The organism is Mesoplasma seiffertii ATCC 49495 (genome assembly GCF_000518725.1).
In the GTDB taxonomy this organism is placed as follows: domain Bacteria; phylum Bacillota_I; class Bacilli_A; order Mycoplasmatales; family Mycoplasmataceae; genus Tullyiplasma; species Tullyiplasma seiffertii.
In genome coordinates, this window is the sequence record NZ_KI912485.1 from 222,081 (window position 1) to 241,482 (window position 19,402).

Here is a 19,402-nt window from a genome sequence, read left to right on the forward strand (position 1 = left end):
TGAAAATAAAAATAAAGAGAAAATTATCTTTCCTCTTTATTCAATCATTGCTCAAGGTCTTCTTGTTCTTTAAGTTTTTGATTTAGTTCTTCATCTAAAAAAGGATTTTTATCTGAACCACTGGGTTTAACAAATTCATTAACTTCAAGATCACTTTGTTTATGATTTTTAGGTGGTGATTTTGCTAATAACTTTTCAGCATCACTTTGTTGATTAATAAGCTTTTTAACTTTCGCTTGTTTAACTTCTTGAGCTGCTAAATATTCTTTTTGATATAAAAAGATTTGCTCGTTAATTCTTGAAAGCGATTCGAAAATTGCTCCCAAAATCATTGATATAAAGATTAATGGATACATGACATAGAAACTAATCATTCCAGCTTGTTTAGAAGCTGTTAACTCAATGATTACTAAAGTTACTGCTAATAAGGCACTGATACTATAATTACCAAAAGATATTCATAATTTTTGTTTGTCTTTTTGTTGATAACTATATCCTGACTTATCTTTTAGATAATTACGTAACCCGATGTAAATTCCTAAAGCGATTACTCCTAAAACCACTAAAATAATGCTAATAGTTATCGCAGTTGACTGTTGAGCAAAGATTCCCTTTCAAAGCTGAACAAACACTGTTAATGGGGCAATTAATAAAAATATTGAGGCAACGGTTGCAAGATACTTTACAAAGGTATAAGTTTTAATATTCATGATTTTGATACACAATCCTTCCTTCAACAATTGTCATTGTGACCTTTAGTTGTTGATCTAAAACAACAATGTCTGCTAGTTTATTAGTTGCTAAGCTTCCAGTTACTTCAAAAATGCCTAATTGCTTAGCAATGTTAATTGAGGTCATTTTAATTAATTCTGTCATTGGCATTTGACAAGCTTGATAATAAGTTCGCACATTATGATCATAAGTTGCTCCAGCTCCAGCCAAAACTCCCGTTGCTTTTAAAGCAACTGTCATTTGGTGTTTAACAACTTCTAGTTCTCCAAGCTTGTATTCCCCATCAGGTAAACCTTTGGCGTTCATTGCATCGGTAATAATGCAAATGTGGTCTGCAGTTTTATGGTCGTAAATTAGTTTCAAAGTATCGGGATGAATATGAATTCCATCAGAGATAACTTCAACAAGAACATCAGGATGATTTAAAGCAGCAACGGCTAAACCAGGACGACGTTGATCAACTCCACTCATTGCATTAAATAAATGGGTAATATGACGAACTCCTAAATTATAATCTTTTGCAAATTCTCAGGCTTCCATATTAGTATGTCCAATTGAAGGGGTTATTTGATTTGCCAACAAAAACTTAGTATAACTGCCATCTTGAAGCTCTCCCGCATAAGTCACCATTCGAAGATTGTTATTTGATAAATCAATTAATGATTGAGTAATCGCAATATTTGGTGACATTAAAAGTGTTGGTTCATGAGCCCCTTTACGTTCTGGAGAAATAAATGGTCCCTCCATATGAGCGCCTAAACATTTAGCCCCTATCTGAGTTTGGTTAGCCATAAAGTTCCCAAATTCTTGATAGTATTTTTGATTATTTTCCAAACTGTTAGTAACTGATGCTTGTAAATACTTAGTGATTCCTTCTTGAGCAACGTTTATCGCAAAAGTTTCAAAACGATGTTCATCTCCAGTTTCAAAATCAACTCCATAACCCCCATGAACGTGACAATCAATAAACCCTGGTAAAACTCATTGACCCTTGACATCAATTCCAGGTTCATCGGTATTGCCCTGATGAATTACCGTAATTTTATTATTTTCAATTACAAGATAACCAGTTTCAATAACTTTATCTTCTAAAACTATTTTGGCATTTTTTATAATCATTTTTATTACCTTCTTATATTATCTTATTTAATAATTATAATCCTTAATTAACTTTTCGTAAGATTACTTGCTTCAAAGTTGTTTTTCTTTGAGGCGGTAAGCGTTTAGCAGCTTTTAAAAATAACTGTTTGCTTCCGACAATAAATAATTCGTCTTTAGCTCGAGTCACGGCAGTATAAAGAATTTTCTTATTTAAGAAAAATGATGTTCGTCCATCTTCAATTGTTAAAATAACTTTCTTATATTCGCTTCCTTGAGTTTTATGAACACTACAAGCATAAGATAACGAAACATCATTAAAGTTACTTGCTTCTAAAACTGCTTGATTGCTTGAAAAGTCAACTAAGGCATTTTCAAATTTATCGCCTTTAAAATTAATTGTTTCAATAATTCCAATGTCTCCATTAGCCAAATCTAATTGGGAATCATTTTTTAAAAACATAACCTTATCTTTTAAAGTATAGCGAAATCTTCCACGATCATAAACTTTTGATTGATCTAAGATATTTTCATTATATTCACCTTGGATAATATTATTTAAATGCTCAATTCCTAACTTCCCAGCATAAACCGGAGCAATGATTTGTAAGTTCAAAGCTGATTGCTCAAGTTCAGCTTTTTGCGAACTAAAAATCTCTTTAACAGCTTCTAAACCAGTATCAGCGTCATCTGTAAAATTACAGCTAACATTAGTTAAATTGTTAAAGTCTAATGATGATAAACTGCCATCTTGAATCGCATAGGCTAAATCAATAATTCCGTTACCACCCTTTTGACGGTGAATACTTTTTAAAGTCATTACTGGAAATTGATTAACATCAATAATATCTTCAAACATGTTTCCAAATCCAACTGACGCTAACTGATTAACATCTCCGACAAGAACAACTTTTTTAGCATTCCCAATTGATTGAATAAATTGGGAGAATAAACGGTTTTCAATCATTGAACACTCATCAACAATTAATAAATTGTGTTGCAAAGGATTGTTAATATTAATATCAAAGTCATCATTGGAATTAGCACACAATAAACGATGAAGGGTTGTTGCTGGTAATTCTCACGAACTTTCACGAATCCTTGAGGCTGCTCGTCCAGTGGGCGCTGCAATTGCAATCGTAGGTTCACTTAAAAGCATATTAAATAATTTAACCATTCCACGAATTACCGTAGTCTTTCCAGTTCCGGGACCTCCAGTTAAAATAAACAGTTTATGATTGGCAAACATTCGTAACGCTTGGCGTTGTTCTTCATCATATTTAAAACTGTCATCTTTTGAACTTCGAGCAATACTTTTTTCAACCTCATCAATTAAGATTTCCAAACGTTCATCAGATACCAACTTTTGAGGTTCATTAATTTCAAGCATTTTATTTGCAATAATTTGTTCATCATTATAGCTTTCATAAGTATAAATACGTTGTTCAGTTAACACTAGCAAATCGTGTTCTTTAGCATATAAAATTCCTTGAATGATTACATCAATATCATCGATCTGTAATGTTTTCGCAAGTTTATTAAATAAAGTTTGTTTGTTAGTATACGTATCACCTGTTTGCATTAAAATATCAGTTGTTAACTTTTGAGCTCAATAAGCTACTCGCTCAGGACCAAATTGGTCAGCTCCAAAGTAAACTGCAATTTTGTCAATATCTTCAAAGCTACGTAAACGACGACGCATTGCAAAGGCATAAAAATGATTACTAAAAATTGATTCAATTTCTTCATCAGTATCAGTATATTTTTTCATTTGATTTAAAATATCAATTTTTAAATCATTTTCAAAAAAGATTTCGGTTAGACGTTCACTATCTTGAATCGCAATCATTTGTTGACGAATAATATAGGCTAGTTTTGGATCTAAACCGGGAATTTGAAATAATTGATCATAGTCTTCTTTAATCTTACGAATAACATTAATCTTATAAAAGTCACAAATGATTTCAGCTGATCGCTTCCCAACTCCGGGAAATAATGCTGAAGATAAATATTTAATAGTTTGCTCTAATGAATTAGTTTCTCCAACTTTGTAAGATTCTACAGCAAAAGTTTTACCAAACTTAATGTGACTTTCAAATTTTCCTTTTATCTCATACAAAACTTTCGTATGCATTAACCCAATGTTTCCCTTAATCTTGATTTGTAGCTTACGGTTTTCTTCGCTACTAAAAATTGCGATTCCTCATCCATCAGCGTTTGAATATAATGATTTAAAGATATAACCTCTTAATGTTTTTATATCGTCCATATGTTACACCTGCTTTTCTTTAATTTTAACAAACAAACCCAAAATAAAAGAAACTTAAAAAAATTAAGTTTCTTTAACCTATCTTTTATTAGCTATTTAATATATTATAACTACTCATCAGTGTCTAAATATTTTTTTGCTTGTTTTAGAGTACTTTCATAAATTAACTTTGCTTCTTTATCAATATAATCATTAGCAAAGTTTCCAGTTCTCACAAACTTTCTAGTTCGAATTTCTCCAAAAATCATTGCAATAAATCCACTAATAATAAGGATAACTGAGATTACAATAGTAGAAATACCTTTTGCTCTTTTTGCCTCATTTACAATGTTTTTAAATTCACCATCAATATACTCAAAACTAGTTGAAGTAAATAATCACATCATACCTAGCATTAAAAGCATGAAGCCCAAGAACAGGCCAATAAAGAAAAAAATTAAGTAGAATTTCATTTTGCTAATATATACTCGATAGCAACCTAAATGAGCTGAATTAGATACTCCTCCAAATGAATTAACACCTACGCTTGAGTTATTAGAGCGATATCCCATACCAACTCCTCCAAAAAAAGTTTTTGCTGCTTGATACGGTTTTATTGATAACCCACATAATTTACAATATTGCATTTTATATTTTCCTTTTTAACTTAAATATAGTCTTTTTATTCATCAAATAAATCGTCAAAGTTCAATTGAACTTTGTCAAAGTCGTCTTGTTTAGGCTTTTTTGATTTTTCTTTTTTAGGTGCTGTGACATTTCCTAAAATTGATGAAATATCTCCTAGTAAATCTGATAAATCAGTTCCCCGAATTTCAGCAGCTTTTTCTTTACCTTGTTCTTTAACAGTTTTTGAAACAATTACTTTATCAGTTACTTTACCTTTATTAGCGTCTTGTTTGGCTCTAATTTCGGCTTTAGAAACATATTCTTGACCTTCATTTGAACCATTTGCTGATTCGGGTGGTAAATCACCATTTGTAACTTGATAAGCTTTTTCTAAATTGGCAGCGACTATTGCTTGAATTCCTGTATCAGCAGTTGTAGAACTTAAATCTAAGAATTTAGCTTTGGCGACACTAATTTGGTTGTACTCATCGTTTTGATCTAATACTTTAATTGTGTCGTTAGCGTTGACACTAAATCCATAAGTAATATATTCCACTCCACGTTTACGTTCAGGGAATAATCGTGCTCCACGTTTTGGGCGAACATAAATTGGAACTTCGTCTTGAGCAATTTTCTTCATACTATCTTTATCAGTAATAAACATAATTGCATCATCAGTTTCCAATGGTTTTCCAGCAACAATAATATCATCTTTTAGATTTGATGCTTTGACCCCTTTTGAGTTAGTTCCTTGAACAGGAATATCTTCAATATGATAACGAACTCCAAACCCATTACGAGTAATAATTGCACAAGTACGAGTTTTTGAAGTCACTAATGAAGCTGAAACAATTTGATCACCATCAGTTAACTTCATGCATTTGAATGCTCGAGTAAAGATTTTAGTTTCCAAATCAACAATTGGTGTACGTTTAATCATTCCCATTTTAGTTGTTAATAAAATTTGTTGAGTTGCTTGTTCAAAGTTTTTAATGACAAATGCTGAAACAATTTCTTCATTACCATCCATGGTAGCCACTGTATTAATATGAACTCCCATTTCTTTTCATTTACTCATTGGCAATTTATATAATGGAATTGAATAATAAGTTCCTTGATTTGAAATTAATAATAAGTGCTCTAAGTTTGAAACTTTAGTTGAAGTAATTCATAAATCATTTGGCTTACGCCCAAATGTCGCTAAATCGTTTTTTGCCACAATGGCATTATCAACAGCTTTTAAGTAACCGTCTTTTGAAACTCATAAAGTAAATTCTTTTTCGACTAAAGTATCTTTGAATTCAACTTCTAAACTTTCTACTAAATCTGTCATTTCACTACGACGTGGAGTTGGGAAGTTTTTCTTAACCTCTTTTAGTCGAGCAATAATTTCGGCATCTAACACTGCTTCACTATTTAAAATTTGATCTAAGTGTTGAATTAAACCTTCTAAAGTAGTTTTTTCTTCGTGCAATTTAACAATATCAGTTGAAGTTAAACGGTGTAAACGCATATCAACAATTGCTGTTGCTTGAGCTTGCGAAAACTCAAATTGACTAACTAAGTTAGCAATCGCATCACTACGATTAGTTGATGCACGAATTGCGACAATAATTTGATCTAGAATTGACATTGCTTTAATTAATCCTAAAACTAATTCTAAACGAGTACGAGCTTTATTAACGTCAAATTGTGTACGACGAGTAAAGACCTCTTTATAGTGAACAATATAAGCTTTAATAATGTCAATGATTCCCAATTGTTGAGGTTGTTTATCAACAATTACCACATTATTGTAGTTAAATGAAACTGACAATGGGGTGTTTTTAAATAAGAACTTACGAACAGTTTCAACATTAGCTTTATCACTTAAGTCAATAGCAATACGCAATCCTGTACGGTCAGTTTCATCACGAATTTCCTGAATTCCTAATCCAGGATTATTATCAATAACTTCTCCAATTTTACGAACTAAATCTTGTTTGACAACTTCATAAGGAATTTCATCAATAATAATATTACCGTTTTCTTCATGTCATTTTGAGTTAATAATAACTTTCCCTTTACCAGTTGCAAAAGCATCACGAACTCCTTCGCGACCTTGAACAACTCCTCCTGTGGGGAAATCAGGACCCTTAACAATTTCTAAAATTGAGTCTAAACGGGTATTAGGAGTTTTAATTAAACGAATTGTTGCATCAATGATTTCTCCTAAGTTATGCGGTGGCATATTAGTAGCATATCCTGCAGCAATTCCTGTTGCTCCATTAGTTAAGATATTTGGGAAATAACTTGGCAAGACTGTAGGTTCTTTTTCCGAATCATCAAAGTTGGGAGCAAACATTACCGTATTTTTTTCTAAATCTTCTAACATTAAGTTAGATATTTTTGCTAAACGAGTTTCTGTATAACGCATTGCAGCGGCACTATCACCATCAATTGATCCATTATTTCCTTGCATATCAATCAACGGAATTCCTAGTTTTCAAGTTTGGCTCATTCGCACCATTGCGTCATAAATTGAAGTATCTCCGTGAGGGTGATACTTCCCGATTACTTCTCCAACAATACGAGCAGATTTTTTATAGGCTTTTTCAGAAGTTAAATTTAAATCTCCCATTGCATATAAAATTCGGCGTTGCACTGGTTTTAATCCATCACGAACATCAGGAAGCGCACGTTCTTGAATAATATATTTTGCGTATCGTCCAAACCGATCACCCATTAAGTCTTCTAATGGATAAACGACAATTCCTTTTTCATTTTCAACATTACTGTTGTCAATTGTTTTTTTAGCCATTTACGTGTCCTCCTATTCTTCTATATTTGTAGTTACTACTGGTTCAATAATAATATCAGCAACTTTATCTTCTAATGTAAATTTAACATTTTCTTGAATTCATTCTTTACGTTTTTCAGCATCTTCACCCATTAAAGTTCTAAAGGCTTTTTCAGCTGCCAAGGCATCTTCAATTGTTACAAGGATTAACTTACGTTTCTCTGGATCCATAGTTGTTTCTCATAGTTGATCAGCATTCATCTCTCCCAACCCTTTATAACGTTGAATTTCAAATTTCTTTTTAGAACTACGTGAGTATTCTGCTAATTCATCTTCATCTCATAAATAGATAAATGAACGGTCAGAAAACGTCAATTTATATAATGGTGGTAATGCAATAAAAATATGTTTATTAACAATTAAGTCTTTCATATATCTAAAGAAGAATGTTAATAGCAATGTTTGAATATGTGCCCCATCAGTATCAGCATCGGTCATGATAATAACTTTTCCGTAATTGATATCAGCAATTTCAAAGTCAGATCCAATTCCAGCTCCAATCGCGGTAATGATTGTATTAATTTCTTCATTTTTCATTAAATCAGCAATCTTTGCTTTCTCCGAGTTAATTACTTTTCCACGTAACGGTAGAATTGCTTGGAAAGTACGATCACGTCCTGATTTAGCACTTCCTCCAGCTGAATCCCCTTCGACAAGGTATAACTCATTAATTGCCTTTTTACGTCCTTGAGCAGGAGTTAATTTTCCTAACATTGAACGCCCTTGTTTTTTACCCTTAGTATCACGAATTGCTTGACGAGCTTTACGGGCTTCTTCACGAGCACGACGAGCCAATAATGCTTTTTCAACAATCTTAGTTGCTGGTACTTTATTTTCAGTTAATCAAAAGTTAAAGAAATTATAAGTAATTTGTTCGACTGCTGCTTTGGCATCAGGTGTTCCTAACTTACCTTTTGTTTGTCCTTCATATTCAATTAGATCTTCAGGAATTTTAACAGTTACAATGGCAATTAACCCTTCGCGTAAATCGTTTGAATCCAAACGCGCTTCTTTTTCTTTAAGAATCTTAGTGTTTTTAGCATAGTCATTAATTGCACGAGCTAGTCCGGCTTTAAAACCAGTAATATGAGTTCCCCCATCTCCGGTTTTAACGTTGTTAGCAAATCCCAAAACTGTTTCATTATAATCTTCAGTATATTGTAAACAAATTTCGGCTTCAATTCGACGAACATCACCTTTAACAGTTACTGGATCAGTAATCTTTTTAAAGTCTTCTCCTAGTTCACGAACAAATTCTTGTAATCCATTTTCATAATTGTATTCAACATACTTGTCAGTAGTTTCATCTTTTAAAGTAATCTGTAAGCCTGAATTTAATAATGCTGATTCTTTCAAACGTTCAGCAATTGTTGAGAAGCTAAATTTAGTAGTTGTAAAAATTGCATCATCGGGTAAAAAGTTAACTGTAGTTCCAGTTTTATAAGTATTTCCTGTATGAGTTAAAGGTTGTGATAACTTCCCTCCGTTTTTAAATTCAATTTCGTTGATTTGTTTATCACGATGAATCGTAACTTTAAATTTTTTAGATAAAGCATTAACAACTGATGAACCTACTCCGTGTAGTCCTCCTGATGTTTTATAACCGCTTCCTCCAAATTTACCTCCAGCATGAAGCACAGAAAAAATTACTTCTGGAGTTGGTTTTCCAGTAGCATGCATTCCAATAGGAACTCCACGACCATTATCTGATACTGTCACTGATCCATTTTTTTCTAAAACGACATTAATTTCAGTCGCATAACCTGCTAAAGCCTCATCAATTGAATTATCAACAATTTCTCAAACTAAATGATGTAACCCACGTCCATCAGTTGACCCAATATACATTCCCGGACGTTTACGAACTGCTTCTAAACCTTCAAGAACCTGAATGGCACTTTCATCATAGACATTTTTAGTATTTGCCATAGTATTCTCCTTTTCATAACAAAATATCAAAGTTTAAAACTTTGTCTATTTATAAATTATAAATGTAAAAAAGAAAATTGTGAAAAAGTTTTCCACTTTTCCACAATTATATTTTAAATTTAAATTTTGCATCTATAGCATTTAGGGGCATTGATAAACCATTTGAAAGATCATTTACATCATAATTTATAATTTCACCTATTTTAAATTTTGTAGAATATACTTCTGGATATAAATTTTCCAAAAATTCATACTTTTGTTTGTCACTACTTCCCAATAAGTTATACAGTTCAAATACACTTTTTCCTTCATTAGATTCAATAACTTCTACAAAAATAAAATCTACATCTTTGCTATTTGTTAACTGTTGATATGACAAATAAACTTCCCTTTTTACTTTAGAAAATGATTTGACCTCAACAAATTTGTTTTCTTTTGCGTCAAACAAGTCAAAAATTGAATTTTCAAAGTCTTGACTTTTTAATCCCTTTTCTAAAATAATTTTAATTTCTGCATAAACTGATCTTAGATTTTGAAGAGTTATAATTCGCTTTTTACTTTTTATTAGCTTTGAGATCTCTGACAATGCTTCATTAAGTTTTCACTTTTTACTAGCTGTGACAAGAAATATTTTTTCAAGAAGTTCTAGTTCTATATCAGAATTAAACGAAACGGCTTCATATTTAGCGTCTAAAAAATCAACATCACCATAGTAGTTCATAGATTCACTTGCTAACAAATCAAATTCATTTATATTGTCGTTAATTCTCATTATATAATACTTTTCTTGATCTGATATTTCATTTTCTACTAACAAATAGTTGTCTACTTTTTTGATTTCTTTCAAATCATATATTTTATTCATTTTTACCTCTGCTCTTATCCTTGTACGTAAATATTATATTTTCATATTTTATTTTTTTAATTTCATGTCTTATTTTTTGAACATTGTCACAATTTTTATCAATAAGAAGCTCCATTTTTTCAATTAGATCATCACATTCCAAATAGGAATCATACACTTTCTGAGAAACATATATTTTCATAAACTTTGCTATATTATTTCTGTACCCAAATCATCTTGCTCTTTGCAGAAGAGTATCAGCCGCATTTTTTTCAATTGGCTCATTCAACATCACACATGTTAACAAATTATCAAAAGTGTATCCTCTAGAAACTAAATAACCCCCTGAAATTATTGAATGAGTTTCGTTTTTTCACACGCTTTCGCTTCCATTTAAAACATAATTATTATCCTTAAGCTCCAAAATAATCTTGCGAACTTTGTCATATTCATATTTTTTACTAAAAATACTTTCTAAGTCAAAATTTAAAAAAACATCGAGTATTTGGTTTATATTGTCTCGAGCTTTTGAATGATAATCTGTAATTAAGTCATTATTAATCAGTAATTGACTTTTTGTTAATTTAGAATCATATATTCTTTCAACATGTGATTTTAAGATCTCCATTCAGATTTTGCTGCTTTTTTCCAAACGTCTTTGCTCTCTTGTTATTTCAACTACTTCGTACAAATTATTTAAAATAAAAAAATGTGATCCAGTGTAATTCGCATTATGGCGGAGTAAGTGTACATAATCTATGTCACTTGAGTCGTTTGATAGCAAATCAGCAAATGGTGTTGCAGTAACTCCTATATAGACACCTTTATATAATCTTTCGTACATTTGCTTAAGAAGCTTATAAAGCATAGAACCTTCACCATATTTTTGAATATTTTGCCCAGCATAATCTGATTCATCATCAAAAATGGCTACTTTTTTTGGTAAAGAATTGTAAATCATTTCATTTACTTTAGTAATTGACTCTTTTGCTTTGAGAGATGAAATAATTATCTTATTATCAGGTATTTTCGTGTAGCTTGTATTTTCAATATCAATTATTTGGTATTTTTCTGAAAGCTTATGTTTATAAAATCTGTCTCTAGTCTGGTCCAAAAGATTATTTGTTGTTCCTCCTAAAATAACTATCGCATCAAAGTCTTTTTCCAATAGGCATTCACACAATTGCATAATAAAATTTGTTTTTCCAGACTGTACTTGTCCAACAACAAGTATTTTTTGCTTTTGCTTCAAATCAATTATTTTTTCAATATCTTTAAGAATATTATCCCGAATATTAAAAACTGCTTTTGCCATTATTGAATAGTAAACCTAACTATGGAATTTAGAATAGAAAGAAAATCGGAACCTTCTTCTGAATTAATTAAGTCTTTCAAAATTTCAGTCTTAATATCTATTACAGCTAAACCAATTACTGATACCAAAGGATAAAGTACCGACTTTGTATCTATCATATTTGCTAAAGTCAAAGGCTTTCATATAGGATGATCTATATTGAAAAAAATTTCAATCTCATTCTTATTTCCTTCTACATGAGAAGCATTAATAAAATAATTATTCGCATTTTGATCATTTGTAGATATTTCATAAATTTTAAAGTTTAACGCACTTCCATCATTATAAGAAACAAAAGCTCCTGACTTATTAATTTTTCAATGAAAATTTGTTTTGGCATTAAGCGTATTTTCAATTTTATTTCCGGCTATATTTGTGTTACCAGAATTAACTTTGGGTTTCTTGCCTATTACCTCAAAAACTATATCTGCCAAAATTAATAAATCAGCACCTATTTTTTTAATTAATTCATAAAATCTTTCTTTTTCTTTTCCAAAAACAAATTCTCTTTTGTTATTGTCAGGTTTAAATATTTCACCGAGCTCAACATATCCATATACCCTTTTAATGTTAGTACGAATATATTCTCCAAGTGGTAATGGATTTAAAGGAGCCAAATTTATTGCTCTTCCACCTTGATATGTTGTAAGCCCATAATTATTAAAAAATTGTTTATTTTGGTCTCTCCCAATACTTCCTTGACTTTGTATACCAAAAGTAAACATCATATCATGCTCTTTATTTCACTTAACTTGAAAGCCAAATTCTAAAGGCAAATTATTTTGAACATTATAGATAACTTTTTCTTTTAAATCTTTTAATATTTTTGTTGATGTAAGCTTATCATTTGCTAATTCAATGATTTTTTCCTTATACTCTTTTTCAATTTTTTGAGCCTTTACTTTTTTGGGTGATAAGATATGTTCCTTTTTTTCATTATTTTGAATATATATCAGCTTAATTGATATGTTATTGTCCAAAATATGTTTATAGTATTTTGTAGATAATATAGGTAAAATATCTCTCTCAAACTCTCTTTTTGAAATAAGCTTGTCTTCGTATATTTTTTCAATAGAAATTTTTGTACCTGTAGACTTTTTTTTGCATGGGAATACTTCTCATTCCACTGGATCGTTATAATTGTCAATTTTAGATATTACTATACTAGTTTTATAACCTAAATCTTTTTCTTGCTTTGATTCAATGTATAAATCCATCCCAAATCAAAATGCACAGTTTTTAAGACCTACGCCATACATGTTTAAACTATTACCACTAGTTTCATTATTCATTTTTATAGCAGAACCCAACAAGTTTTCATTCATTCCAAAGGCATTGTCTTCAGCGGTTATTTTCTTCAGATCATTGTTTATGCAAATTTCTATTTGCAATTCATTGTCCATTTTATTTTCAAATCAAGACCCTATTGAATTATCTATTAATTCAGATAACATAAAATAACTTTTAGAGTTATCATTTTTTTTAGCAAGTAAACTATTATATGGGGTTTTCATAAATTGTTTATTCATTATTTTATTGCTCCTTTTTAATTACGTACAACATCTCAACAAACCTATTTTTATTATTTGCATTTGGATTTATACTTCTGTTTGTTTGAATTTGTATTGCTGTAATAAAACTGCTATCAAATGTTTTGTAAAGCGCCATAGCAAATTCTTTAGAACGCGAATTGGAAATTATAATTGTTGCGCCTTTTGCAAAAGCATTTTTACATAAGGTAAGCATGTGATAATGTTGTTCTTTTCCAAAAGCAGGATCTGTATATCCCACAAATTTTGAGGTTTCATCAGGAAAGTAAGGGGGGTCCAAATATACCAAGTCTTTATTATTTACTTTATCCATTATACTTTCATAGCTAATAGAATAAAGCTTTGTATTTTTCAGTAGCTCTGAAGCCTCCAAAAATTCACTTTCCGTTGGTATATAATACGTCTTATGTTTTCCTACAGGAACATTAAAAATTCCCCTTGAATTTACTCTATAAATTCCGTTAAATGCAACTTTGTTTAAGTAAAAAAATATTGCTGATTTCCTTAAAGAATTTCCCTTTAAACTATTGTATTCATCTCTAAGTAAATAGTAACTCTCGACGTCAGTTTTGACTTCAAAAAGATTTTCTATTGACTTCAATAACTGAATAGGATTATCGCGCACGTTCTTATAAAAATTTACTAAATCTTTATTCAAATCATTCAATATTGCATTTTGAGGATTTAAATGAAAGAAAACAGCTGCAGAACCAGCAAAAGGTTCAATGTATCTTTTATAGTTTTTCAAATATGGATCGATATCTTTTATAAATCTTCTTTTCCCACCTACTCATTTAACCAATGGCTTCATTGTTTGCATTCCTTTCGTCTACTCAACTTAATATTTTAGTAGCAACTAAGTCAATAGCAACTTCATTACCTTCTTGATAAGGTATGATGACATCAGCAAAATCAATACTTGGTGCTACAAAGAAGTCATGCATCGGTTTAACTGTTTCTAAATATTGTTCAATCACTTGATCAGTTGTAAATCCACGTTCACTTATATCTCTAGTTAAACGACGAATGAATCGAACATCATCAGGAGTTTTTATAAACAACTTTATGTCTCCAAACTTTCTTACTTTATCAACATGTAAGGCAAAAATACCATCAACAATAATTACATCAGCTGGCTCAATACGAATTGTGTCTTCCATTCTTAACGAAGTAGTAAAATCATATTTAGGTACTTCAATTGTTTGACGCTTTTTAAGTTGAGTTAATTGCTTCACCATCAGATCAATATCCATAATATTTGGGTGATCAAAATTTAGTTTTTTACGTTCTTCTAAAGTTAACTCCGGAAAGTTTTTATAATAGTTATCCATTGATAAGTAAGTTACTGATTTATCCTTTAAAATTACATTTGCAATTCTTTTAGCAACTGTTGTTTTACCAGATGCAGACCCTCCAGCAATTAATATAATTTGGACTGGTTTTATTGACATAATACACCTCTTCTAACATATAATTATAAATAAAAAACAGCTAATTGTTTAGCTGTTTGTAATTATATTTCCAATTGATTAGTCAAAAATGAAGATACTAGTATCTAGTCCGATCTTATTAAGAATGATTAAAATAGAATGAATATCTGAATAATCAAAAGAACCAATGACTTCATGAAATTCATGATAACCACAGTTTTCTAATATTTGGGTTAATTCTTTAATATCAAAAGTTTTGAATATATTATTATTTTTTTTAGCTTTTATGTTAGTAACAAATTCAAAGTCGTCACTATTTTCTATTAAGAAGCTTAAAATCGTTCCATAAATAAATTCTCTGGCAAAATATTTGTTTTCTCGGGCATTGTAAATTAAATTATTGTAAAGAATTTTTTGTTTCTTTTCTCATTCTTTATCATTTATAATGATATCTTTTAATAAATAACCGGTTGCATAATAAGAATAATCACTTGTTATTGACTTATTGGCTGTAATAGCTGAAAAAGTTACTAGGACCTTTAAATATTGTGTCATTGTAGCGTCTTTGACCGAAACAAAGTCATTAACTATTTGAGATTTAGGAGTTAAGTTATATCGTTTATCATTTTCTAAAATAACTAATTGATAGTTGTCATCAGATTCTTCTGTATAAAGAATAATTGGTTCTTCCTTGTTAACAATGTTTTTATATCTTTTAAAGTTCGAATCAAAAATTTTCAAAATGTTATTAATATTTGTGCTTATATTTCAAAAGCTAAAACTTTCTGCTGCGTTCATGATAGCAATCACTTGGTTAAATTCATTTAAACTAATCATATTTGTAGATCTCATTTACAATTATTGTGGCCATTGCTTCGGAACGATTTTTAATTTCTTCAATAGAAAAATCAATATCGCTAAATAAGGTCACTTCTTTGTTATTAACATCCTTAAACTTTAAGTCCTTAGCTGTTCTTGAATTAACGTATTCATTTTTCTTTATCTCGAAGTCTTTATTTTGAAGAGCACTATTGCTTTTTATATCTAGTCATAAATAATTTCCAATTCTGTTTATATAATTTTCAAAATATTCTTTAACATCTTCATCATTTTTAAATGTATTTGGTTTTCTTTCTTTAATAGTTTTGTATCACTTAGAATTTTTTAAAGGATTCTGAGGAAAAATGTGCTCAAGAGAAGGATTTTTAAAAATTAAGTTAACACTTCCAGTAAGTTTAGGGTCAATAATGTTTTGCTCAATTCGTTTTAATAATAACATTGCATCATCTTTTTTATAAAATCTGCCTGAATTAGAAAGTTGATCTTTAAATTGTTCTTTTGTTGGTGTTTTGAAACTAACTCCAATTTTGATATTTGACTCATTTGGATCTTCTTTTCCAGCTAATCACTTTCTTGTTCTTAAAGCTAAGTTTTCTTTAAAGTTTACACTTTTATCATTTGCTTCAATGAAATCAAGATATCTAATTAATCCTAGTATTACCCCTTTTAAGGATTTTCCTTGTGTAATTTGATTTAAAGATATTGATCATTTTTCAATTTCCAAAATAGTTTCTTTTATATACCTATGGTATTTACTATCTATTTCATATTCATTTGTTATACGATTTCAATTTCCATATACTTCCATTAAATAAAACATAAATGGCATTAATGCATCTTTAAAGTTAAATATATCTAAGTAATTTTCAAATGTATTTAAATAATGTGTTGTACTTCCTTTATACTCTTCAGTAATCACGCTTAGATATAAGCTTACATATCCTGATAATTCATCGATAATATTTTTGTATTGATCAAAGCTAATATTTTTATAATTTTTCATATATACATTATTGAAGGCCAATAATAAATTTTTACTAGTTTTAGAAATTTCATTTTCATCACGCTTTTTAAAAGTTAAAAAATTGTAAATAAAGTTTTCTTCACACTTGTGAACATCTTTAATTTTAGGCGAATGAGCAATTACATCTTTATTGCTGAAATCTATTTTACTATTAAAGTATTTAGAAATTTCATTTTCATAATTTTCAAATTCAGAACTTTCAACTTTTAAGAAAATACTATTTTTAATAAGTTCAAAGGTTGAAAGTTCCATTCCTTTAGAATTAAGGTTCTCAAAAATTCTCATTTCTTCTTCTTTACTTTTTTTAAAATTAATAACTGCTAAATGAAAGTTATTAGCAAAAGCGCTTCATAGTTTTACTAAATATTCTTCCTTATTTTCATTATTGGCAAGGTAACCATTAATGATTGTAGTAATCTGAACATAATTATTATTAACATTTGTTTTTTTATAGTTTTTTAATTCGTAGTTTTTTTCAGTTCTTGTGCGAGTGCTATCTAATATTATTGCTAATGCGTGATGCTCTTTTTCTAAATTGGTAGCATTTTTAATTTTATTTTTTCATACATTTTGCTTAAATAGTTTATCCAATTCATCAGGAAATTCACCACTAAAATTTTTAATATCTTCTTTAAAAATATCATAAATAGCTTTTGCTATTAGTAATGAAGAAGTCAGGCGTTGTTGACCGTCAATTAATCTAACTGTATTAACACTTTTTTCACTTGCATTTGAAGTCACAGCAATTGTGCCAAAATATTCTGAAGTGGCATTTGTTTTTTCAACATTAAAATGAATACTAGAAAGAAGTTCTACAATATTTGCAGTTTCTCATGAGTATTTTCTTTGATATGGTGGAATTACAAATTCATAATTTGAAACTAATAATGTCCCTATAGATTCTTTTGATAAGCCTATTGAATAATCATCTGGTAAGTAGTCTGCTTGATTGCTTACTTTAGCTTCTTCAAATTCATTAGCTTCAATACCTTCTTGAGATTCTGGTAAGTAAATTTGATTAGAGTATGATGTCTTTATATTGATTTTCTCAACAGAAAATTGTCTTGATCATAATGTATTATTTAAATAAGCAAGTATTAAGTGCAACTCCTGTATTGCAGAAAGTTTTAGATCAATTGTTAGCGGTTCAATAATTAAGTATTCTTTTTCCTCTTTAGTTGCAGAATGAACAGATATATTTCGTTTAAATTTAAATTTTTCTACAGCACTTTTCACACCACCAGGTACTTGATTTCCTTCGTCTTTAATGAAATTAACAATAGCATAAAAGTTAGTTGCTATTGTTGTTTCTCTTATTGAAGACACGAACTTATCTTGTGTTAAATACAATGCCTCTTCCAATACTTTTCCGATCTCAGTATTAAATTTTGTATCATCATAATTTAAAAAGTTGCTCTCGAATTTAAGAACTTCTTCAAAAAAATCATTTTCGTGTCATTTTTTTAAAAAATTAAAGTTTGTTAGTTTTGGTTCCATTTTATTCTTCCTCCTTATATTCCAATTCTGCAACTTTTTTAAAAATTGCAACTAGGACGTTTACAACAATACTATTTCCAGCCTGACGATATCGTACTGCCTGAGAAATAAAATCATTTTCAAATATTTTTTTGACATCTTTTTCTTCAAATCCCATTAAAAGATAGGTCTCTCGTGGTGTTAATAAACGATAGTGCATATTCTTTTTTAAAGGGTTATTTTCATGTTCTTTGATTAGGAGACTATTTTCGATAGAAATCATTCCTGAATTAGGATTTCGGTCTTGCTTTGTGGTTACAGTGCGAGAGTAGTTCATGTAATAACCATTTGAACCAATTTTTTGGTATTGAGATTGGTACTTTGCTTCTGAAATATTACTTAAGTGCAAAATGGGATTTTCACAATACATTTTGACTCTACTTGGAGTTAAATTTGGAGTCGCCTTAGATGCTTCTTCAAGGTATTCTTGCTTTGTATAATCAGTTTTTAATACTTGATGCAACTTCTTTTTTATTTTTAATTGGCTAGAAACATTTTTCGGAATTGTCTCAACTTCGATGACCCTATTGTTTTTTGCAAAACTATCATGGAAGTTCTGATCATCTTCTCCCAAAACACTTAATGCATAAACCCTTGTTCGTGCTTGAGGCGAATCATAATCTTTGGCATTCAACTGATACGTTTGAGTGTTGTAACCCAATTCATCGTGTAGAAATGAAAGTCATTCTCTGTAATCATCAATATGCTTGTTTGATAACATGTTACGAACATTTTCTAAAAGTAAGTATTTTGGTAGCTGATTTAACACTTTTAACTCTCGTAGAATTCTTTCAATTTCTCATAACAAACCGCTTCGTGTTCCAGAACCTTTTTTCATTCCTTTATTAGAGTTATGAAAGTTACCCGCTGTTGATAAATCTTGACAAGGAAAGGAATATGTAATCAAGTCTACACCCGTCTGGTAACTATTCTTGGTGCTTTCCTTAGTAATACTATTTATTAGGGATTCCCCAGTGATGTTCAAAATGCTTCCTAAGTTATTACTATTAACCATTGAACTATACAAAATTTCTTTTGTCGTTCTGGGAAGGCGTTTGACAAACATTTTATCAGCAACTTTTTTAGAATCATTTGATAAATCAAACTTATCAAAAAAATCATTAAGTTCTTTATCCTTTAAAGGTTTCGCAATATTTTTGTTATTATGATGAATTGCATTATAGGATATATTCGCTCATATATCTCATTCGCTAGTAGCAACAACTTCATAATCTAAAAAATCCTGCTTTTTCAAAATTTCTAAAGCTTTATGCTGGGCACCAATTCCAGCGAACGTCTCAAAGACTCTTATTTTTGATTTGCTCATTTTTAGTTCTCTTTATTAGTTTTT

General features: G+C 29.8%; 14 protein-coding genes. All 14 read right to left on the minus strand.

The features are described 5' to 3' along the window. Positions 1–23 precede the first annotated feature (23 nt). Positions 24–710, minus strand: a complete 687-nt coding sequence (locus tag L872_RS0102380; RefSeq protein ID WP_027063276.1) for an MFS transporter — start codon at positions 708–710, stop codon at positions 24–26. Beyond that, positions 700–1,851, minus strand: coding sequence for an N-acetylglucosamine-6-phosphate deacetylase (gene nagA, locus L872_RS0102385; RefSeq protein WP_027063277.1), 1,152 nt, complete (start codon positions 1,849–1,851; stop codon positions 700–702). The genes L872_RS0102380 and nagA overlap by 11 nt, the downstream gene beginning before the upstream one ends. 43 nt (positions 1,852–1,894) lie before the next feature. Further along, positions 1,895–4,099 carry an SF1B family DNA helicase RecD2 gene (gene recD2, locus L872_RS0102390; protein ID WP_027063278.1) on the minus strand — a complete coding sequence of 735 codons (2,205 nt, stop codon included), beginning with the start codon at positions 4,097–4,099 and terminating at the stop codon, positions 1,895–1,897. A gap of 110 nt (positions 4,100–4,209) precedes the next feature. After that, complete coding sequence (locus L872_RS0102395; RefSeq protein ID WP_027063279.1) at positions 4,210–4,725, minus strand: hypothetical protein; 516 nt, start codon at positions 4,723–4,725, stop codon at positions 4,210–4,212. A gap of 35 nt (positions 4,726–4,760) precedes the next feature. Further along, positions 4,761–7,505, minus strand: a complete 2,745-nt coding sequence (gene parC, locus L872_RS0102400; protein ID WP_051418435.1) for a DNA topoisomerase IV subunit A — start codon at positions 7,503–7,505, stop codon at positions 4,761–4,763. 12 nt (positions 7,506–7,517) lie between these two features. Then, on the minus strand, positions 7,518–9,473 hold the full coding sequence (parE, locus tag L872_RS0102405; RefSeq protein WP_027063281.1) for a DNA topoisomerase IV subunit B: 1,956 nt from the start codon (positions 9,471–9,473) through the stop codon (positions 7,518–7,520). A 106-nt stretch (positions 9,474–9,579) separates the two neighbouring features. Next, entirely contained in the window at positions 9,580–10,338 is a 759-nt protein-coding gene (locus tag L872_RS0102410) for a hypothetical protein (RefSeq protein WP_027063282.1), read from the minus strand. Next, on the minus strand, positions 10,331–11,632 hold the full coding sequence (locus tag L872_RS0102415; RefSeq protein WP_027063283.1) for a Z1 domain-containing protein: 1,302 nt from the start codon (positions 11,630–11,632) through the stop codon (positions 10,331–10,333). Before L872_RS0102415 ends, L872_RS0102410 begins: the two co-directional genes overlap by 8 nt. Beyond that, the gene (locus tag L872_RS0102420) at positions 11,632–13,200 is read right to left on the minus strand and encodes an ATP-binding protein (RefSeq protein WP_027063284.1); all 1,569 of its coding nucleotides are present in this window, start codon (positions 13,198–13,200) and stop codon (positions 11,632–11,634) included. Before L872_RS0102420 ends, L872_RS0102415 begins: the two co-directional genes overlap by 1 nt. 4 nt (positions 13,201–13,204) lie before the next feature. Next, a complete protein-coding gene (locus L872_RS0102425) occupies positions 13,205–14,032 on the minus strand; it encodes a DNA adenine methylase (RefSeq protein ID WP_027063285.1) in 828 nt (275 codons plus the stop codon). Beyond that, positions 14,016–14,672 (minus strand): uridine kinase, encoded by a 657-nt coding sequence (gene udk, locus L872_RS0102430; protein WP_027063286.1) that lies wholly within the window; start codon positions 14,670–14,672, stop codon positions 14,016–14,018. The genes L872_RS0102425 and udk overlap by 17 nt, the downstream gene beginning before the upstream one ends. A 78-nt stretch (positions 14,673–14,750) precedes the next feature. Further along, entirely contained in the window at positions 14,751–15,503 is a 753-nt protein-coding gene (locus L872_RS0102435) for a hypothetical protein (protein WP_156923097.1), read from the minus strand. Next, positions 15,481–18,012, minus strand: coding sequence for a DUF262 domain-containing protein (locus L872_RS0102440; protein ID WP_027063288.1), 2,532 nt, complete (start codon positions 18,010–18,012; stop codon positions 15,481–15,483). The genes L872_RS0102435 and L872_RS0102440 overlap by 23 nt, the downstream gene beginning before the upstream one ends. A gap of 1 nt (position 18,013) precedes the next feature. Beyond that, positions 18,014–19,378 carry a DNA (cytosine-5-)-methyltransferase gene (gene dcm / locus L872_RS0102445; RefSeq protein WP_051418436.1) on the minus strand — a complete coding sequence of 455 codons (1,365 nt, stop codon included), beginning with the start codon at positions 19,376–19,378 and terminating at the stop codon, positions 18,014–18,016. Between the last annotated feature and the right edge of the window lie 24 nt (positions 19,379–19,402).